10 protein-coding genes are annotated in these 19,264 nt (G+C 69.0%); 7 read left to right on the forward strand and 3 right to left on the reverse strand.

From position 1 onward, the window contains the following. Positions 1-229 precede the first annotated feature (229 nt). The 4 genes from acs (at position 230) to ASF28_RS12315 (ending at position 6,428) form a co-directional block, all read left to right on the forward strand. The gene (gene acs, locus ASF28_RS12300) at positions 230-2,179 is read left to right on the forward strand and encodes an acetate--CoA ligase (protein WP_056092700.1); all 1,950 of its coding nucleotides are present in this window, start codon (positions 230-232) and stop codon (positions 2,177-2,179) included. Positions 2,180-2,306: 127 nt separating this feature from the next. Then, positions 2,307-2,615 carry a DUF485 domain-containing protein gene (locus tag ASF28_RS12305; protein WP_056092703.1) on the forward strand — a complete coding sequence of 103 codons (309 nt, stop codon included), beginning with the start codon at positions 2,307-2,309 and terminating at the stop codon, positions 2,613-2,615. 35 nt (positions 2,616-2,650) lie between these two features. Beyond that, positions 2,651-4,306 carry a cation acetate symporter gene (locus ASF28_RS12310; RefSeq protein WP_370692901.1) on the forward strand — a complete coding sequence of 552 codons (1,656 nt, stop codon included), beginning with the start codon at positions 2,651-2,653 and terminating at the stop codon, positions 4,304-4,306. Positions 4,307-4,688: 382 nt separating this feature from the next. Beyond that, on the forward strand, positions 4,689-6,428 hold the full coding sequence (locus ASF28_RS12315; RefSeq protein WP_082476578.1) for an MFS transporter: 1,740 nt from the start codon (positions 4,689-4,691) through the stop codon (positions 6,426-6,428). A 131-nt stretch (positions 6,429-6,559) separates the two neighbouring features. On the opposite strand, the gene ASF28_RS12320 is transcribed toward ASF28_RS12315, so the two are convergent. The 3 genes from ASF28_RS12320 to ASF28_RS12330 form a co-directional block, all read right to left on the reverse strand. Next, positions 6,560-7,912 (reverse strand): DUF2252 domain-containing protein, encoded by a 1,353-nt coding sequence (locus ASF28_RS12320; protein ID WP_056092712.1) that lies wholly within the window; start codon positions 7,910-7,912, stop codon positions 6,560-6,562. A 56-nt stretch (positions 7,913-7,968) separates the two neighbouring features. Then, the gene (purH, locus tag ASF28_RS12325) at positions 7,969-9,567 is read right to left on the reverse strand and encodes a bifunctional phosphoribosylaminoimidazolecarboxamide formyltransferase/IMP cyclohydrolase (RefSeq protein ID WP_056092715.1); all 1,599 of its coding nucleotides are present in this window, start codon (positions 9,565-9,567) and stop codon (positions 7,969-7,971) included. Positions 9,568-9,672: 105 nt separating this feature from the next. Next, positions 9,673-11,397 (reverse strand): heparinase II/III family protein, encoded by a 1,725-nt coding sequence (locus ASF28_RS12330; protein ID WP_056092718.1) that lies wholly within the window; start codon positions 11,395-11,397, stop codon positions 9,673-9,675. A gap of 592 nt (positions 11,398-11,989) precedes the next feature. Between ASF28_RS12330 and ASF28_RS12335 the strand changes: the two genes are divergently transcribed. The 3 genes from ASF28_RS12335 to ASF28_RS12345 all read left to right on the forward strand — a co-directional run bounded on the left by ASF28_RS12335 (position 11,990) and on the right by ASF28_RS12345 (position 19,148). Next, positions 11,990-14,104 (forward strand): carbohydrate porin, encoded by a 2,115-nt coding sequence (locus ASF28_RS12335; RefSeq protein ID WP_056092719.1) that lies wholly within the window; start codon positions 11,990-11,992, stop codon positions 14,102-14,104. 514 nt (positions 14,105-14,618) lie between these two features. Further along, positions 14,619-15,914, forward strand: a complete 1,296-nt coding sequence (locus ASF28_RS12340) for an efflux RND transporter periplasmic adaptor subunit (RefSeq protein WP_056092722.1) — start codon at positions 14,619-14,621, stop codon at positions 15,912-15,914. Positions 15,915-15,983: 69 nt separating this feature from the next. Next, positions 15,984-19,148, forward strand: a complete 3,165-nt coding sequence (locus ASF28_RS12345; protein ID WP_056092726.1) for an efflux RND transporter permease subunit — start codon at positions 15,984-15,986, stop codon at positions 19,146-19,148. The last annotated feature ends 116 nt before the right edge of the window (positions 19,149-19,264 follow it).

The raw sequence follows: 19,264 nt of genomic DNA on the forward strand, positions 1-19,264 counted from the left end.
GAATCGTCACAGGCGACCCGGCAGGCGCGCACCCTCGACCGCAAGATCGGGCGGGAATCCGCCCCGGCTGCATCGGAATGCTGTGACGCATCATCTTCGGGCACCCCGTCCCGAAGTATAGTGGGCTGGGCGCTTGCCGTGGATATCTCCCTGCGCCTAAGAAGGTTTTTAGGAAGTCCCGGCTGCGCGGATCATCGCGATACGATCGGGCACCGCAAGGGAAAACGCCATGGACGAGAAGGTGGTGGAAGTCCGCGCCGAGTGGGCCGAGGGTGCCCATGCCGACGACGCCAAGTATCAGGCGATGTACAAGGCCTCCGTCGACGACCCCTCGGCTTTCTGGGGCGAGCACGGCAAGCGGATCGACTGGTCGACGCCGTTCACGAAGGTGAAGGAGACCAGCTTCGAGCCGGGCAACATCTCGATCAAGTGGTTCGAGGACGGCCGTACCAACGTCGCCTATAACTGCGTCGACCGCCATCTCGAGACCCGCGGCGATCAGGTCGCCATCATCTGGGAAGGCGACGACCCGACGGAATCCAAGCACATCACCTACCGCCAGCTTCACGCCGAAGTCTGCCGGATGGCGAACGTGCTGCGCAATCGCGGCGTCTCCAAGGGCGACCGCGTCACCCTCTACCTGCCGATGATCCCCGAGGCCGCCTACGCCATGCTCGCCTGCGCGCGGCTCGGGGCGATCCATTCCATCGTGTTCGGCGGGTTCTCGCCGGATTCCCTCGCCGGCCGGATCGAAGGCTGCGCCTCGAAGCTCGTCATCACCGCCGACGAGGGCCTGCGCGGCGGGCGCAAGGTTCCGCTCAAGGCCAACGTGGACGCCGCCATCGCGCGCCTCGGCAAGGACGCCGTCGACCACGTCGTCGTCGTGCGCCGCACCGGCTCCGCCGTCGCCATGGAGCCGGGCCGCGACGTCTATTACGACGAGGCCGCCGCCCAGGTCACCGACGACTGCCCGGCCGAGGCCGTCGAGGCCGAGCACCCGCTCTTCATCCTCTACACCTCCGGCTCCACGGGCCAGCCCAAGGGCGTGGTCCACACCACCGGCGGATACCTCGTCTACGCCTCGATGACGCACCAATACGTCTTCGATTACCGCGAGGGCGAGGTCTACTGGTGCACGGCCGATGTCGGCTGGGTCACGGGCCACAGCTACATCGTCTACGGGCCCCTCGCCAACGGCGCCACGACCCTGATGTTCGAGGGCATCCCGACCTATCCGTCGAACTCCCGGTTCTGGGACGTGGTCGACAAGCACAAGGTCAATATCTTCTACACCGCGCCCACCGCGATCCGCTCGCTCATGGGTGGCGGCGAGGCGCCGGTGAAGCGGACCTCGCGGTCGTCCCTGCGGGTCCTCGGCTCGGTCGGCGAGCCCATCAACCCGGAGGCCTGGGACTGGTACTTCAAGGTGGTGGGCGATTCCCGCTGCCCCATCGTCGATACCTGGTGGCAGACGGAGACCGGGGGCATCCTCATCACGCCCCTGCCGGGCGCCACGCGGCTCAAGCCCGGCTCGGCCACGCGGCCGTTCTTCGGCGTGCAGCCGATGATCGTCGATGCCGAGGGCAAGGCCCTGGACGGACCCTGCGAGGGCAACCTGTGCATCAAGGATTCGTGGCCCGGCCAGATGCGCACGGTCTACGGCGACCACGAGCGCTTCGAGCAGACCTACTTCTCGACCTATCCGGGCACCTACTTCACCGGTGACGGCTGCCGGCGCGATGCCGACGGCTATTACTGGATCACCGGCCGCGTCGACGACGTCATCAACGTCTCGGGCCACCGCATGGGCACGGCGGAGGTGGAATCCTCCCTGGTCGCCCACGCCAAGGTCTCCGAGGCGGCCGTGGTCGGCTACCCCCATTCCATGAAGGGCCAGGGCATCTACGCCTACGTCACGCTCATGGAGGGCGAAGAGGGGTCCGACGCCCTGCGCAAGGAGCTCGTGGCCTGGGTCCGCAAGGATATCGGCCCCATCGCGTCGCCGGACCTGATCCAGTTCGCGCCGGGCCTGCCCAAGACCCGCTCGGGCAAGATCATGCGCCGCATCCTGCGCAAGATCGCCGAGGACGAGTTCTCCTCGCTCGGCGACACCTCGACCCTCGCCGAGCCGGCGGTCGTCGAGGATCTCATCGAGAACCGCCAGAACCGGACGCACTGAACGCGATCGAACGGCGGACAAGGCGGGCGTCCCCTCGACGCTCGCCGAACCACCGACTTCCACGGCATCATCAACATCTGAGTTCGGCATCCTGGAGAAGGAGCCGGCTCACGGGGAAAGCTGCGCCATGTCTGATCCTGTCACTGCGCGGATCGCGCAGAATCCGCGGTTCAAGGAACTCGTGCACGAACGCACGCGGTTTGGTTGGATCCTCACCGGCGCGATGCTGGTGGTCTATTTCGGCTTCATCGGCCTCATCGCCTTCGACAAGGCGCTGCTCGCCACCAAGGTCGGCAGCGCGACCACGTCGCTCGGCCTCATCCTCGGCGTGGCCGTGATCGTCTTCGCCTTCATCCTCACGGGCATCTACGTCCAGCGTGCCAACGGCCGCTTCGATGCGCTGACGGCCGAACTCAACCGGGATCTCGCCCGATGAGCCGCTTCAACCATCCTGTTCTTCTCGGGAGCGCCATGGCGGCGCTGGCCGTCGGGGCGGCCTTCGCCGCCGGCCCCGATCTCGGTGCCGTCTCCCAGCAGGCCACGAACTGGCCGGCCATCGGCATGTTCGGCTTCTTCGTCCTCTTCACCCTCGGCATCACCTACAAGGCCGCCAAGGGCACCAAGTCGGCCGCCGACTTCTATGCCGCCGGCGGCGGTATCTCGGCCGGGACCAACTCCCTCGCCATCGCGGGCGACTACATGTCGGCGGCGTCCTTCCTCGGCATCTCGGGCCTCGTCTACACCTCGGGCTTCGACGGTCTGATCTACTCCACCGGCTTCCTCGTCGGCTGGCCCATCGTGCTGTTCCTCATCGCCGAGCGCCTGCGCAATCTCGGCAAGTTCACCTTCGCCGACGTGGCGAGCTTCCGCCTCGACCAGACCTCCATTCGCATCATCTCGGCGATCGGAACCCTGGTGGTGGTGGCGTTCTACCTCATCGCGCAAATGGTCGGAGCGGGGAAACTCATTCAACTCCTGTTCGGCCTGCCCTACCTCTACGCCGTGGTCATCGTCGGCGTGCTGATGATCGTGTACGTCGCCTTCGGCGGCATGAAGGCCACCACCTGGGTCCAGGTGATCAAGGCCTGCCTGCTGCTCGGCGGCGCCACCTTCATGGCCGGCGCGGTGCTCTACAAATACGGCTTCAATCCCGAGGCCCTGTTCTCGGCGGCCGTCGCGACGCACCCCAAGGGCGACGCGATCATGGGACCGGGCGGCCTCGTCAACAATCCCATCGAGGCGATCTCCCTCGGAATGGGCCTCATGTTCGGCACCGCCGGCCTGCCGCACATCCTCATGCGGTTCTTCACGGTGTCCGACGCCCAGGCGGCTCGAAAGTCGGTGTTCTACGCCACCGGCCTCATCGGCTACTTCTACATCCTCACGTTCATCATCGGTTTCGGCGGCATCGCCCTGCTGATGTCCGACCCGGTCTACTTCAAGCTCGGCCCGGCCGGCGCCTTCGACAAGCTGAAGGACATGGTCGGCGGAACCAACATGGTCGCGGTGAACCTCGCCAACGCCGTGGGCGGACCGTACTTCCTCGGGTTCATCTCGGCGGTGGCGTTCGCTACCATCCTGGCCGTGGTGGCCGGCCTGACGCTGGCGGGCGCCTCGGCCGTCAGCCACGATCTCTACGCCAGCGTCATCGCCCGCGGGCGCACCAACGAAGCCTCCGAGGTGCGGCTGTCCAAGATCTCGGCGGTGGTGATCGGCATCGTGGCGATCTACCTCGGCTACGTCTTCGAGAACCAGAACGTCGCCTTCATGGTCGGCCTCGCCTTCTCGGTGGCGGCGAGCTGCAACTTCCCCGTCCTCACCATGTCGATCCTGTGGCGGGGCACCACCACCTGGGGCGCCCTCATCGGCGGCTTTGTCGGCCTGTTCGCGGCCGTCGGCATGGTCGTCCTGTCGAAGGCCGTCTGGGTCACCACCTTTGGCAACCCCGTGGCGATCTTCCCCTACGACAACCCGGCGCTGTTCTCGATGCCGCTCGCCTTCCTGACGATCTACGTCGTGTCGAAGCTCGACAACACGGCTCGGGCGAAGCGCGAGCGGGCCCTGTTCGACGCGCAGTTCGTCCGCTCGGAGACCGGGATCGGTGCCGAGGGAGCGCATGCGCACTGAGCCTCCGGGCATCGGGCGGACCTGACAGCGGAAGGGCGCGGCGAGAGCCGCGCCCCTTCTTGCGTGTCGACGGCCTTTAATCCTCAGAGAGATCAGAAAAATAATTGGTCTTTGGCTGAATTTTTCTGAATTCGGTACTTTTCCGCCCGTCATCCCTATTGGGCGAAATCATGGCGTCGCTTAGCATCGCCCCCGACGTGGTCAGGGGGTGTCGTTCGGGCGCGCGGGGTCGATGGATCCTGTCACCGGCCCACGACAACTTGGATACGCACAAGGGTCCAACAGCTACAGGCGGACAACGCCCGGGCAATCGAAATGCTGGAGAAACGTCGTTATGGTTGCGTCAAGTGCAGTGCCCGTCAGCGAGTCGGCCACGCGGCCGATGAGCGCCGGCGAGAAGAAGGTCATCCTGGCTTCCTCGCTCGGCACCGTCTTCGAATGGTATGATTTCTACCTCTACGGCTCGCTCGCCGCGATCATCGGGGCGCAGTTCTTCTCCGCCTACCCGGAAGCCACGCGCAACGTCTTCGCGCTCCTGGCCTTCGCCGCCGGCTTCCTCGTGCGTCCCTTCGGCGCCCTCGTGTTCGGCCGCCTCGGCGACCTCGTCGGCCGCAAGTACACCTTCCTCATCACCATCCTGATCATGGGCATCTCGACCTTCGTCGTCGGCCTGCTGCCTTCCTACGCCACCATGAACGAGTACGGCGTCGGCTGGGTCGCCCCCGTCGCGCTGCTGGCGTTGCGCATGCTGCAGGGTCTGGCCCTCGGCGGCGAGTATGGCGGCGCGGCGGTCTACGTGGCCGAGCACGCGCCCCGCGGCCGTCGCGGCTTCTACACCGCCTTCATCCAGACCACAGCGACCCTCGGGCTGCTGCTGTCCCTGATGGTGATCCTGTTCACCCAGATCTACGTGAACGCGAACTACGCCCCCGTCGCCACCACCCTGGCCGATGGCTCCGCAGGGACGATCACGCCGTTCGCCGCCTGGGGCTGGCGCATTCCGTTCCTGGTCTCGATCGTGCTGCTCGGCGTCTCCGTCTGGATCCGCCTGCAGATGCAGGAGAGCCCGGCCTTCAAGAAGATGAAGGAAGAGGGCACCGGCTCGAAGGCGCCGCTCTCCGAGGCGTTCGGCCAGTGGCGCAACGCCAAGTGGGCGCTCCTCGCCCTGCTCGGCCTCACCGCCGGCCAGGCCGTCGTCTGGTACACCGGCCAGTTCTACGCGCTGTTCTTCCTGCAGACGATCCTGAAGGTCGACCAGTTCACCGCCAACGTGCTCATCGCCTGGTCGCTGATCCTCGGCACCGGCGGGTTCCTGTTCTTCGGCGCGCTCTCCGACAAGATCGGCCGCAAGCCGATCATCCTCGGCGGTTGCGTGATCGCGGCGCTGACGTTCTTCCCGCTGTTCAAGGCCCTGACCGCGGCGGCCAACCCGGCCCTGCACGCGGCCCAGCAGAACACGCAGGTGGTGGTCAAGGCCGACCCGGCGGATTGCTCGTTCCAGTTCAATCCGGTGGGAACCGCCAAGTTCACCAATTCCTGCGACATCGCCAAGGCACTGCTCGCCCGGTCCGCGGTGAACTACACCACCGAGCCGGTGGCCCCCGGCACCAAGGCCACCGTCACCGTCGCCGGCAAGGAGTTCGCCGCCGCCGATCCGGCCTTCGCCAAGGACGTCGGTGCGGCACTCACCGCTGCCGGCTACCCCACGGCCACGAACCCGAGCATCGTGAAGATCGTCATCGACCCGAAGGACGGCCTCTCGAACTTCGCCAAGATGATCGACATCTTCTCGGCCCAGAAACTGACCATCATCGCCATCCTGACGATCCTCGTCCTGTACGTGACCATGGTCTACGGCCCGATCGCGGCGGCCCTCGTCGAACTGTTCCCGACGCGCATCCGCTACACCTCGATGTCCCTGCCCTACCACATCGGCAACGGCTGGTTCGGCGGCCTTCTCCCCGCCACCGCCTTCGCCATGGTGGCCCAGACCGGCGACATCTATTTCGGGCTCTGGTACCCGATCGTCATCGCCCTCGCGACCGCGGTCATCGGGGCCCTGTTCATCCCCGAGACCAAGGATCGCGACATCTTCACCTACGACGAGGCGCCCGCGCGCTGAGCCCGATCCGGTGTAACTGTCGCTCCCGTGTCGCGCGGGACGGCGAAAGGACAAAAGGGCCCCGTCGCGAGACGGGGCCCTTCTTGCGCGAACTCAGGACCCGGTCTGCGGGAACGGCGGGACGCCGGGGATCAGGCCGTCGCGTCGAGCAGCGCGGCGTGGTCGGCTTGCGTCTGCGCGGCATACAGCATGGCGAAGTCCGCCACGGCCTCGTCGAAGGCCGAGCCCCGGCCGAGATAGCCGGTGATCATCGCTGCATCGCCCGAGCGGGCATGGGCGCGCGCCAGGGTGGTTCCGCAGAGCTGCGCATAGGCCTTCGCCCCGCTCGCGGCGAGGATTTCGGCCACGGCCGAGAGCTTCTTGTTCTTGAGCTGGCGCACGTAGTAGGAGCGCCCGCTCGCCTCGAAATAGGCCGTGCCGAGGAAAGGATCGCTCGCCGCCTGCATGATGCGCTGGCCGTCGATGACGCGCTGGCCCTCCGAGGCGAGGAAGAACGGCCTGAGGGCCAGGGGCGCCAGGACCGAGGGCCGGGCCTCCTTGATCTGCAGGAAGAGCGGCGCCCCGTCGGCATCGGCGTAGACGCCGACGGCGCAGACCGTGCCGACGGAGCCGATCCCCACGACCTTGAACGCCACATCGCGCTGTTCGTAGCGCAGGACGAGGAGATTGCGGTCGGCGGTGAGGCTCTGCGGATAAGCGAGCAACGCCGCCTTCGCCTCCGCGACGGCCTCGGTCAGCCCGTTCGGCCCCCCATGGAAGAGCGTCGGCGCCTTGTCGGCGATGCGCCACTGGGCCGGATCGGCGTGCTGGGTGCTCGGGTCGAGGTCCGGGGCATCGCCGTGGCTGAGGCCGTCGGAGGTCTCGGCTGCGGCCTTGGCCAGGAGATTCCGGCACAGGTCTCCGTCGCCGAGGCGGCCGATCTCGTGCTTGAGGTCGATCCGGCTGTGCCAGACCGCCAGGGGGCCGAGGATCGCGAGGTCGCGCATGTGCTCGCGGTAGGCACGGACGCCCGCCCGGGCCGCGCGGCGCGCCTTGTCCTCGCCCTGCGGCAGGGCGGCGACCGCGATGCTGGCGGCGAGGCGCTTCACGTCGACGGTGAAATCGACGTTCCACAGGGTCTCGTCGAAGTCGTTGATGTCGAACAGGGTCTGCCCCTCGGGGCTGCGGTACACGCCGAAATTGCCGATGTGGCAATCGCCGCAGGCCTGGACCGGGATGCCCGGCGCAGGCGCGCCGACGAGGTCGGCGGCCATCACGGCGGCGCTGCCGCGCAGGAACGCGAAGGGGCTCGCGCGCATCCGCTCGCGGCGCAGGGGGACGAGTTCGAGGAGCCGGCCGGCGTCCCCCGCCCGCAGGATCGCCAGGGGATCGCGCCCTTCCGCCGGCTGCCACGCGGCGTGGGATTCACGCGGCACGGCCTCCCGCAGGCGCTTGCCCGCCGCCCGGCGCTCCGTGCGGCGGGATGAGGTCTGAGTGTCGGTCATGGAAGGAAGCCTCGGGTCGGACGGAGCGCACGGCATCCGCCGCGCGCTGCGCAAGTTCAGTGCCGGAAGTGGCGGTGCCCGGTGAACACCATGGCGAGGCCGGCCGCGTCGGCGGCGGCGATGATCTCGGCGTCCCGCATGGAGCCGCCGGGTTGGATCACCGCCGTGGCGCCGGCCTCCGCCGCCGCGAGCAGGCCGTCGGCGAAGGGGAAGAACGCGTCCGAGGCGACGACGGCGCCCTTGGCCAGGCTCTCGGCCGCCCCGATGCGCGCCGCACCCTCCCCCGCCTTCCAGGCGGCGATCCGCGATGAATCCACCCGCGACATCTGCCCGGCGCCGATGCCGACGGTGGCGCCGTCCCGCGCGTACACGATGGCGTTCGACTTGACGTGCTTGGCGATGCGGTAGGCAAAGCGCAGGTCGGCGTATTCCCGCTCCGTCGGCGCGCGCTGCGTCACCACGGTGAGCGGCATGTCGTCGATGACGGCGGCATCCCGGCCCTGCACGAGGAAGCCGCCGGACAGGGTCTTCACCGTCTCGCCGGCCGCGCGCGGGTCGGGCAGGCCGCCGGCGAGGAGGAGCCGGAGGTTCTTCTTCCCCGCCACGATGGCGATGGCCTCGGGGCTCGCATCGGGCACGATGATCACCTCGGTGAAGATCTCGACGATCTTCGCTGCGGCCTCGGCGTCCAGGGTGCGGTTGAGGGCGACGATGCCGCCGAAGGCCGAGGTCGGATCGCAGGCCAGCGCCCGCTCGTAGGCCTCGACGAGGGTCGCGCCCTCGGCGACTCCGCACGGGTTGGCGTGCTTGATGATCGCCACCGCCGCGACGCGGGCGGGATCGAACTCGGCGACGCACTCGTAGGCCGCGTCGGTGTCGTTGAGGTTGTTGTAGGAGAGTTCCTTGCCCTGGAGCTGGCGGGCGCTGGCGACTCCGGGGCGCACGCGGCCCGGCGCCCGGTAGAAGGCGGCTCTCTGGTGCGGATTCTCGCCGTAGCGCAGACTCTGCGCCAGCTGGCCGCCCATGGCGCGGAAGGCCGGGGTGGCGCCCTGCCCGACGGAGCCGGCCATCCAGTTGGCGATGGCGGCGTCGTAGGCGGCCGTGCGGGCGAACGCCTTCTGGGCGAGCCGGCGGCGGGTGCCGATGCAGAGCGCGCCGTCCTGGGCGTCGAGTTCGGCGAGGATCGCCGCGTAATCGGCCACCTCCACCACCACGGCCACATCGGCATGGTTCTTGGCGGCCGCGCGGATCATCGCCGGACCGCCGACATCGATGTTCTCGACGCAATCGTCGAACGACGCGTCGCGCGCAATGGTGGCCTCGAACGGGTAGAGGTTGACCACCAGGAGGTCGATGGCGCCGATGCCGTGGGCGGCCAGCGCCGCCTGATGCTCGGGGTTGTCGCGCACGGCGAGCAGGCCGCCATGGACCGCCGGATGCAGGGTCTTGACCCGCCCGTCCATCATCTCGGGGTAGCCGGTGAGATCCGCGACTTCCGTCACCGGCAGACCGGCGGCCACGAGTTCGCGGTGGGTGCCGCCGGTGGAGACGAGGGCGACCCCACGCGCGCTCAGGGCCTTCGCGAAATCGACGAGCCCCGCCTTGTCCGAGACGGAGAGGAGAGCACGGGTCACCCGCACCTGATCATGCGACATGGAGGTTCGTCCGGTCGAAAGCGATGGAACTGCCGGGCGCCTAACACGAAATCCGGTGTGCGGACCAGGGTCGGGCCGGGGTCGGACCCCGGTCCGGCCCGCGCGTCAGGCGTCGGGCGGCACGGCCCGGGCGAAGCGCCAGCGCACCCGCGTATCCTCCGGCACCGTGAGATAGAGCACGATCTGGTCCGTGCGCCGCGCGCCGGTGAGGCCGGCGAAGTAGACGCTCTCCTCCAGGGCGATCTGCGCATTCTCGGCGTCGAAGTGCCAGACCTCGCCGATGGGCGAGACGAGTTCGAGGCCGCCCTCCTCCCGGCCGCGGGCGGCGATGGCCGGGTGCAGGTGGAAGCGGATGGCGACCTCGTGCGGCTTCGCGCGTGCCGATCCGGACCGCACGAACGCGTCCTCGCCCTCCACCACCGAACCGTCGGCGGCCAGGCGCCAGCGCCGCTCGTGGACGAGGCCGAAATCGGGGACGTAGCCGTCGTGGCGGGCGGCGAGCACCCGCGTGCCGTCCGGGTCGAGGGTACGCTCGGCCTTGACCGCCCGCGGGCCGCGCAGGACCACGGGACCGATGCGCCCGGCGAGCCAGCGCACGGCCCAGCGCTCGTACCAGGCGCCGCCCCCGGTGAGGAACCGGCAGGATGAGGAATCGGCGATCGTCGCCGTGGAATGCGCCGCCGTGCTGCGGGCGAGCCGCCGGAGCTCCGGTCCGCTCGCCGGCAGGCCGCAATTGAGGACGATGCGCTGGGGGCCGCTCGACAGTTCGAAGGAGAGGCAGCCGGCGCCGGCATTGATGGAATCGACCAGCGGCGGCGGCGCGCCGACATCGGCCACCAGCAGCACGCGGCCGGCCTCCAGGCGCTCGTAGCCGGAATTCGGCGCGTGCATGAGCGGCTGGGCCATGGCCCCGTCATAGACCAGCAGGGTGGCCAGATGGTCGGCGGCGGTGGCACCCATGCCGTTGAAGTGGCTGAGCGAGGCGTCGGCGTGGCGCAGGAGCCGCAGCAGGGGCAGCATCCGGTCCACGGCGCGGAGCAGGGCTTCCGGCGGATCGATGCCGCGGCCGAGGAAGCTCTGGCGCAGGGGCAGCAGGTCGAGGAGCAGCTCCATGGCGAAGCGCGGATCGCGGCTGCGGTGGCCGCCATCCGGCATGATCTGGCGTTCGAGCTCGCGCACGAGGATGCGGGTGGCTCGGCGCAGGATCGGCTGGATGCCCTCGCAGCAGAGTCCGGCGTAGCAGAGGGCGACCGCCGCGAGCAGCCGGGTCTGGGGCGAGATCCCGCGCCGCAGGTCGCGTTCGAGGTCGCGCGCCGTCCGGCCGATGGTCTTGAGGAAGGTCTGATAGAAGGCGTGGTCGGCCCCCTCCAGCACCAGGGGCGACTGGCACAGGAAGGCGATGAGCCGGCGCGCGGCCACGGGGGTCGGCTTCGCCAGCGCCGCCTCGCCGCGTCCGGCCATGAAATCGGCCACGAACGCCCGGGCGTTGGCGCGGGCCAAGGCCGTGTCGGCGGCGCGCAGGTGGCGCAGCCAGCCGAAGCCGTAGAGGGCGTCGGCCCATTCCGGCGACGGCGGCGCGTAGTCGAAGGGCGAGCGCCCGCTGACCGAGAGCGAGCGCCCGGCGAACACGAACAGCCCGGCATAGATATCGTCGGCGAAGGTGGCGTCGCTGGTGCGCAGATCGTGGGGCGCGATGACGAGGCCGGTGACGCGGGCGCCCGCCAGGAGGTCGGGTCGGCCGGTGGCGCCCGCATAGGCATTGCGCGCGGTCTGCGCGACCTCGCGGCCGATCAGCCGATAGAACCGCCAGCGATCAGCCCCCCAACGCACGCCGTCTCCCCTCCCGGCGGGTCCAACGCCCCGCCGGATTCCCGCGCCTTCAACCTAGGCCGTGCGTTCTTAAGGGTTGGTTAACCTCATATGGAGGGCCGGGTCGAGCCCCCATCCGTCCGGAATCAACGCGAAGAATCCGAAGGCGTGCGCCGGGATTTCCGGCTCCGTGCGGGACGGGCGGCGTCGAAGGGAATCGGTGATCCGCCCCGTTGGACATTCCCGCCCCCCGACGACCGCCGCGCCGGCACGGGTCGGCGTGTGGCTCGAATGCCACGTCCCGGCACGGCGTGTCCGTCTCCGGGATTAAGGACGGTGAGAGAGCCCGCGCCGTGGTCCGGCCCCAGGGGACAGGGCCCGCATCCTCGCGTATCGAAGTTCCCGAACCCGCACGTCGCGCCGGTTCACGATGCACGACGCCATTCTGCCGATACGCCGCGTCACCGAGACCCGACCCCGGCATGCCCACCGGCACCGCCGGCGAGCCAGGTCCCTCGGCCCGGCCAAGGCCCTCGACCCGACATGGCGACGTCGTTCGGCGTGGCGAGCGAGGCGGGAGCACATGACACCCACGCCGTCCGAGACCCGTCCGATGCCGAGATTTTTCGCCCCCTCGATCCCTGGTGTTTCGCGGACAGCGGCGCTTCTCGTCGGTTTGGGGCTCGCCCAGACCGCGCAGGCCGCCGACCCCGCCGCATCACGGACCGCGCCATCGCCCGCCTTCATCGATTGGAGCGGGGCCTACCTCGGCCTCGAGGGCAGCGCCGGGGCTTCGTTCGGCGCATTCAACTTCGGCCCGACCTCCGTCGGGGGCCGCTCCGTCCCGGCCTTCAAGACCGGCGACGCCACCGGCCGCGCGGATCGCAGCCGCGAGGCCACAACCGCCGTCGGCGGGGTTTTGGCCGGTTACAACTGGCAGACCGGGCCGTGGCTCACGGGCGTGGAGGCCGATGTCTTCGGCAGCAACCTGAAGCGGCCCGTCGCCTCCACGGCACCGGGCTTCGGCACCGAATCCGTCGATCCGGCCTTCAGCCTCATCCGGGTCAAGTCCGATGCGTTCGGGGCGGTGCGGGCGCGCGTCGGCTACGCGTTCGAGCGGTCCCTGATTTACGCCACTTTCGGGCTCGCCGGGGCCGAGGCGCGGTTCCTCGCCACCTATCCCGACCTCGCCACGGGCCTCGTCGCCACGGCGCGGCGCGACCGCGGCTTCCTCGGCTTCACCCTCGGGGCCGGCGTGCAGTTCGCGGTCGACGAGCATCTCAGCCTCGGCATCGACTACCGCTACAACGACCTCGGCGGCAGCGGCCGGTTCGAGCTCGGCACGGTGCCGGGCGCGGCGGGCGGCCCGGTCTCGACGCGGGCGAGCTTCATCGCCAACGAGGTGATGGCGCGGCTGATCTGGCATCCCGCCGGCCTGCGCCTGCCCGACGAGGCGGAGGATTCCGGCCCGGTTCTCGGCGAGCGCTTCTCGCTCCACGGCCAGACCACGTTCTTCAACCAGGCGGTGTCGGGGTTCCGCGCGCCCTATAGCGGCCCCAACAGCCTCGTGCCGAACCAGGCGCAGGCGACGACGACGGCGACGCTGTTCCTCGGGTTGAAGCTCACGGACAGCACGGAGCTCTACTACAACCCGGAATTCTCCCAGGGCTTCGGCCTCAGCCGCACCCTCGGGGTCGCGGGCTTCACCAACGGCGAGGCGCAGAAGGCGGGCGCCCCGTTCCCGAAGCTGCGCTCCGCCCGCTACTTCGTGAAGCAGACCTTCGGTCTGGGCGGCGAGACCGAGACCCTGCCCGATGGTCCCAACCAGATCGCCAACACCTACGACGTCGAGCGCATCACCGTCATCGCCGGCAAGTTCGCCATGGGCGACTATTTCGACGGCAACCGCTACGCCCACGATCCGCGCGTGGATTTCGCGAACTGGGGCCTGTGGAGTTCGGCGGCGTGGGATTTTCCGGCGAACCTGCCGGGCTACACGCAGGGCGTCCTCGTCGAGTACAACCGCGCGGCGTTCGCCGTGCGGGCGGCCTACACCCAGGTGCCGAAGGAACCCTCCAGCGACGTCCTCGACCCGCGGGTGTTCGAGCGCGGCGGCTTCACCGTGGAGTTCGAGGAGCGCCACGTCCTGCCGTTCCTCGATCAGCCGGGCAAGCTGCGGCTGGGGGCCTTCTCCAACGTCGGCAACAGCGCGCGCTACCGCGAGGTGGTGGGCCTGACCCAGGCGGGCGCCTTCGACGACATCAACGACGCCGTGGCGGCGACCCGGCGGCCCCGGCGAAAGAGCGGCGTCTACATCAACCTCGAACAGGCGGTCACCGCCGATCTCGGCGTGTTCGCCCGCGCCAGCGCCGCCGACGGGCGTAACGAGAACCTGTCGTTCACCGACATCGACCGGAGTTTTTCGGGCGGCGTTTCGCTGAAAGGCGCGCGATGGGGCCGGCCGGACGATACGATCGGCCTCGGCACGTCGATGAACCAGCTCTCGCCGTCGCATCGCGCCTACTTCGCCAATGGCGGTCTCGGCCTGCTCATCGGCGACGGGCGGCTGACCTACGCGCCCGAGCGGGCGGTGGAGACCTACTATGCGCTGAGCCTCGGCAAGGCCCTGGTGCTGACGGCCGATTACCAGTTCGTCGCCAACCCCGCCTACAACCGGGACCGCGGCCCGGCGCACTTCTTCGGCACCCGCCTCCACGCGGATTTCTGAGCGTGCGGACCGCTCCGGCCGAAGGCGATGTGGAGGCGGATTCCGCACCGCGATCCGCGACGGCCCGGAGGCGCCCGCCCCCTGGAGGGCGCAGTTTGTTGTCGCAGAGGCCGAGTCCCGGTGATAAGCAGCCGGCGGCGATACGATCTCATCCATGCTTCCATCCGCCGATCACGGCCTTGTGTTCGCGTTCCCGTTACACAGTCATTCTCGCGACATGAATTCGGCCCTCTGGAGAGGCCGCAGCACAGGGATCGTCGAAGGGACGGAGTTGGCTAGCGTGACTTGCCGATGCGGTACGCACCGTCGTCATCGCTTCGACCGGGCAAGGCAGTTCACCTAGCCGGCGGGCGCCGCGACCTTGGAAATGTACAGAACGACGAACGATCGGCGTCCGCCACGAGGCCACCACCTCCCCTCGATAGTCCTTCCACGGCACCCCGGTGCGGTGGATTGAAAAGTCAGCCTCACGTCACCGAAGAGCCTCTTGCGCCGACCGCCGGAAAGTACCGCCATGTCCACAGGTCCCCGGAAGGGCATCTCCAAGCTCATCGTCCTGCTCGGGCTGGTGATCTGCGCCGGCCTCGGGGCCGTTGCCTGGTCGGAGCGCGACTCGGCCTTCGCCGGATGGGTGCTCACGACGGTGCGCGAGCGCCTCGCCCAGGTCTCGGGCCCGTCCGAGGAAGCCTCCGACACCGGCGGCGGCCGCGCCGCTCCCGTCGCGCGGGTGTTCCGCCCGAACCCGGCCCAGCGCGCCGCCCTCGAGATCGCCCCCGTCCGGGCCCTGACGTTCCGGCCCGAGGGCACGGCGGAGGGGCGCATCGCCCTCAACGACGACGACAACGTGCCCGTCACCTCGCCCTATTCGGGCCGCGTCACCAAGGTGCTGGTGCGGGCGGGCGACGAGGTGAAGGCCGGCGACGTCCTCCTCACCATGGAGGCCACCGACATGGTCCAGGCCCAGAGCGACTACCAGGCCGCCGTGAACACCATTGCCAAGACCACCGCCCTGCTGAAGCTCGACACCATCATCGCGGCCCGGCAGCAGGAGCTGTTCCAGGCGAAAGCCGTGGCCCTGAAAGACTACCAGTCCGCCCAGAACGATGTGATCGGCGCCCAGAGCGACCTGAAGACCGCCGAGGCGAGCCTGGAGGCGGTCAAGAACCGCCTGCGCATCCTCGGCAAGTCGGACGCCGACATCGCCGCCTACGAGAAGAAGGGCACCATGAGCCCCGAGACGCAGCTGCGCGCGCCCATCGCCGGCACCATCGTCCAGCGCAAGGTCGGCATCGGGCAGTATCTCAGCTCCTCGGCCGAACCGGTCTTCGTCATCGGCGATCTTTCGACGGTCTGGCTCGTCGCCAACGTGCGCGAGAGCGAGATCCCGAAGATCCGCATCGGCCAGGACGTCGAGGCCCGGGTGGCGGGCTTCGGCCAGCGCGCCTTCAAGGCCAAGGTCGACTACATGGCCGCCAGCCTCGATCCGGCGACCCGGCGCCTGTCCGTGCGCAGCGAGGTCGAGAACCCCGACCGCGTGCTCAAGCCCGAGATGTTCGCCGCCTTCACGATCTTCACCGGCCCCGGCCAGACCGCGCCGGCGATCCCGCCCTCTTCCATCGTCTACGAGGGCCGCCGGGCGCAGGTCTGGGTCGCCCGCCCGGACGGCGCCATCGAGGCCCGCGCCGTGACCCTCGGGCTCGCCGGACAGGGCATGGTGCAGGTGGTGGAGGGACTCGGCGTCGGCGAGGAGATCGTCACCCGCGGCGCCCTGTTCATGGATCGCGCGGTCAGCGGCGACAAGGCGTCCTGAGCCGGACCGCACGGCTCTTCCGCACCAAGAATTCCCAGCCCCGAACGGCCGACCCATGACCCGCGCGCGATGAACAGTCTGATCGTCTTCGCCCTGCGCCAGCGCGTGCTGGTGTTCCTGATGTTCCTCGCGATGATGGGGCTCGGCTACGCCAGCTACACGCAGCTGAACATCGAGGCCTATCCCGATCCGGTCCCGCCCCTCGTCGACGTGATCACGCAGAATCCCGGGCAGTCGGCCGACGAGATTGAGCGCTACATCACGATTCCCCTGGAAGTGCAGCTCGCCGGCATCCCCAACGCCACGGTGGTGCGGACCATCTCGCTGTTCGGCCTGTCCGACGTGAAGGTGCAGTTCAACTACAACTTCACCTACCAGGAAGCGCTGCAGCGGGTGCTCAACCGCCTGTCGCAGCTGCCGCCCCTGCCGAACGGCGCCCAGCCGCAGATCTCGCCGACGAGTCCCGTGGGCGAGATCATGCGCTACAAGGTGACGGGGCCGGCCGGCTATTCCTCCACCGAGCTCAAGACCCTGCAGGACTGGGTGCTGCAGCGCCGGTTCAAGGCGATCCCCGGCGTGGTCGACGTCACCGCCTTCGGCGGCAAGACCAAGGAATACGAGATCGCCGTCGATCTCAACCGCCTCCAGGCCCAGGGGCTGACCCTGGTTCAGCTCATCACCGCCCTGAACAATTCAAGCATCAACGTCGGCGGCCAGACCCTCAACGTCGGCGAGCAATCGGCGGTGGTGCGCGGCATCGGCCTCATCCGCGACATGGACGACATCCGCGACACGATGCTGACGCAGGTCGGCGGCGTGCCGGTCCTCGTGCGCGACGTCGCCGACATCCGCGTCTCCAACGCGCCCCGTCTCGGCATCGTCGGCCATGACGGCCAGAACGACATCGTCGAGGGCATCGTGCTCATGAGCCGGGGCGGCAAGAGTCTGCCGACCCTGAAGCTCGTCGAGGCCGAGATCGACCGGATCAACGCCAGCGGCATCCTGCCTCCCGACGTCAAGGTCGAGCGGATCTACGATCGCAGCGGGCTGATCCACACCACCACCCACACGGTGATGCACAACCTCGTCTTCGGCGTGGTCCTGGTCTTCGTGGTGCAGTGGGTGTTCCTGGGCAGCTTGCGCAGCGCCATCATCGTAGCGGCGACGATTCCCTTCGCCCTCGGGTTCGCCATCCTCATCCTCGTCCTCCGGGGGGATTCGGCCAACCTCCTGTCGCTGGGCGCCATCGACTTCGGCCTCATCGTCGACGCCACCGTGATCATGGTCGAGAACGTCTTCCGCCACGTGGCCGAACCGGAGCACAGCGAGGGCCAGGCGGCGCCGGGCGGCCTCACGGGGCGGCTCGGCACCATCGCCATCGCGGGCGCCGAGGTGAACCGGGCGATCTTCTTCTCGGCCACCATCATCATCGTCGGCTTCCTGCCGCTGTTCACCCTGACGGGCGTCGAGGGCCACATCTTCGGCCCCATGGCCAAGACCTACGCCTACGCGCTCATCGGCGGCCTGCTCGCCACCTTCACGGTCTCGCCCGCCCTGTCGGCCCTGATCCTGCCCAAGCACGTGGAGGAGCGCGACACCCTGGTGGTGCGCCTCCTGCGCTTCGGCCACGTGCTCATCCTGCGCTTCGGCCTGCGCAACAAGCTGCTGTCGCTCCTCGTGGTGGCGGCGATGCTCGGCGCCTCGGCCATCGCCGCCAAAACCCTCGGCCTCGAATTCCTGCCCAAGCTCGAGGAGGGCAACCTCTACATCCGCGGTACCATGCCGGCCTCGATCTCGCTCGAGGCTGGCAATGCCTATGTCGAGCGCCTGCGCAAGATGGTCTCCGACGTGCCCGAGGTCGTCACCGTCCTGTCCCACCAGGGCCGCCCCGACGACGGCACCGACGCCACCGGCTTCTTCAACGTCGAGATCCTGGCGCCCCTGAAACCCATCGACCAGTGGCGCAAGGACCTCGACAAGGACACCCTCGTGCGCACCCTGTCGAAGCAGCTCGACGAGGCGTTTCCCGGCATCGAGTTCAACTTCTCCCAGTACATCGAGGACAACGTCCAAGAGGCCGCCTCGGGGGTGAAGGGCGAGAACTCCGTCAAGATCTACGGCAGCGACCTCAACGAGCTCACCCGCACGGCCGAGGCGGTGAAGGCGTCGCTTGCCCGGATTCCCGGCATCGCCGACCTCTCGGTCTTCGCCTCGCTCGGCCAGCCGACGGTGCGCATCGACATCGACCGGCGCAAGGCCGCCCGCTACGGCCTGACGCCGGGCGACGTGAACACCACCGTCCAGGCGGCCATCGGCGGCCAGACCGCGGGCGATCTCTACGAGTATGGCTCCGACCGGCACTTCCCCATGCGGGTCCGCCTCGCACCCGAGTACCGCCGCAGCCTGGAGACCATCCGCAACATCACCATCGGGGCGCCCAACCCCGCCGGCGGGGTGATCCAGGTGCCGCTCTCCGAGATCGCCACCGTGGCGCTGACCTCGGGCGCGGCCTTCATCTACCGCGAGAACCAGGAGCGCTACATCCCGGTGAAGTTTTCGGTGCGCGGACGTGATCTGGGGGGAGCCGTTCTGGAGGCCCAGAGCCGGATCGCCCAGGAGGTCGCCCTGCCGGCGGGCTTCCACCTCGAATGGGTCGGCCAGTTCACCAACCTGCAGGACGCCGTGGCGCGCCTCAGCGTCGTGGTGCCCATCACCATCGCGCTCATCGCCCTGCTGCTCTACGTCAACTTCGCCTCCCTCACCGACATGCTGCTGACCCTCAGCGTGATCCCCATGGCGATGATCGGCGGCATCTTCGCCCTGGCGCTGACCCTGACGCCGTTCTCCATCTCGGCCGCCATCGGCTTCATCGCGCTGTTCGGCATCTCGACCATGGAGGGCGTGATCCTGCTCTCGTACTACAACCAGCTCCTCGACGAGGGCTGGGAGCGGGGCGCCGCCGTGTGGCACGCCGCCAACGTCCGCATGCGCCCGGTGATGATGACCTGTGTGGCCGCCTGCGTCGGCCTCCTGCCGGCGGCCGTCTCCACGGGCATCGGCTCGCAGGTGCAGAAGCCCCTCGCCCTCGTGGTCGTGGGCGGCATCATGCTCGCCCCCAACCTCATCCTGGTGATCGTGCCAATCCTCATCGGGCTGTTCTCGCGGCGCAAGCCGGCCCCGGGGGTGCGCCCGCCGGAGGCCGCGCACGCGGCGGCCCGGGCGGCGTACGCGTGATGCGCGCGACACAGGGGGGTGAAAGCGTTGGTCCCGCGCATGTGGTCACGTTGACTCCCGAAGGCCCCCGTCGCCTCTACGCGCGACGGGCACCCGGCGGGATCGGCCACACCATG

The organism is Methylobacterium sp. Leaf99 (assembly GCF_001422375.1).
Classification (GTDB): domain Bacteria; phylum Pseudomonadota; class Alphaproteobacteria; order Rhizobiales; family Beijerinckiaceae; genus Methylobacterium.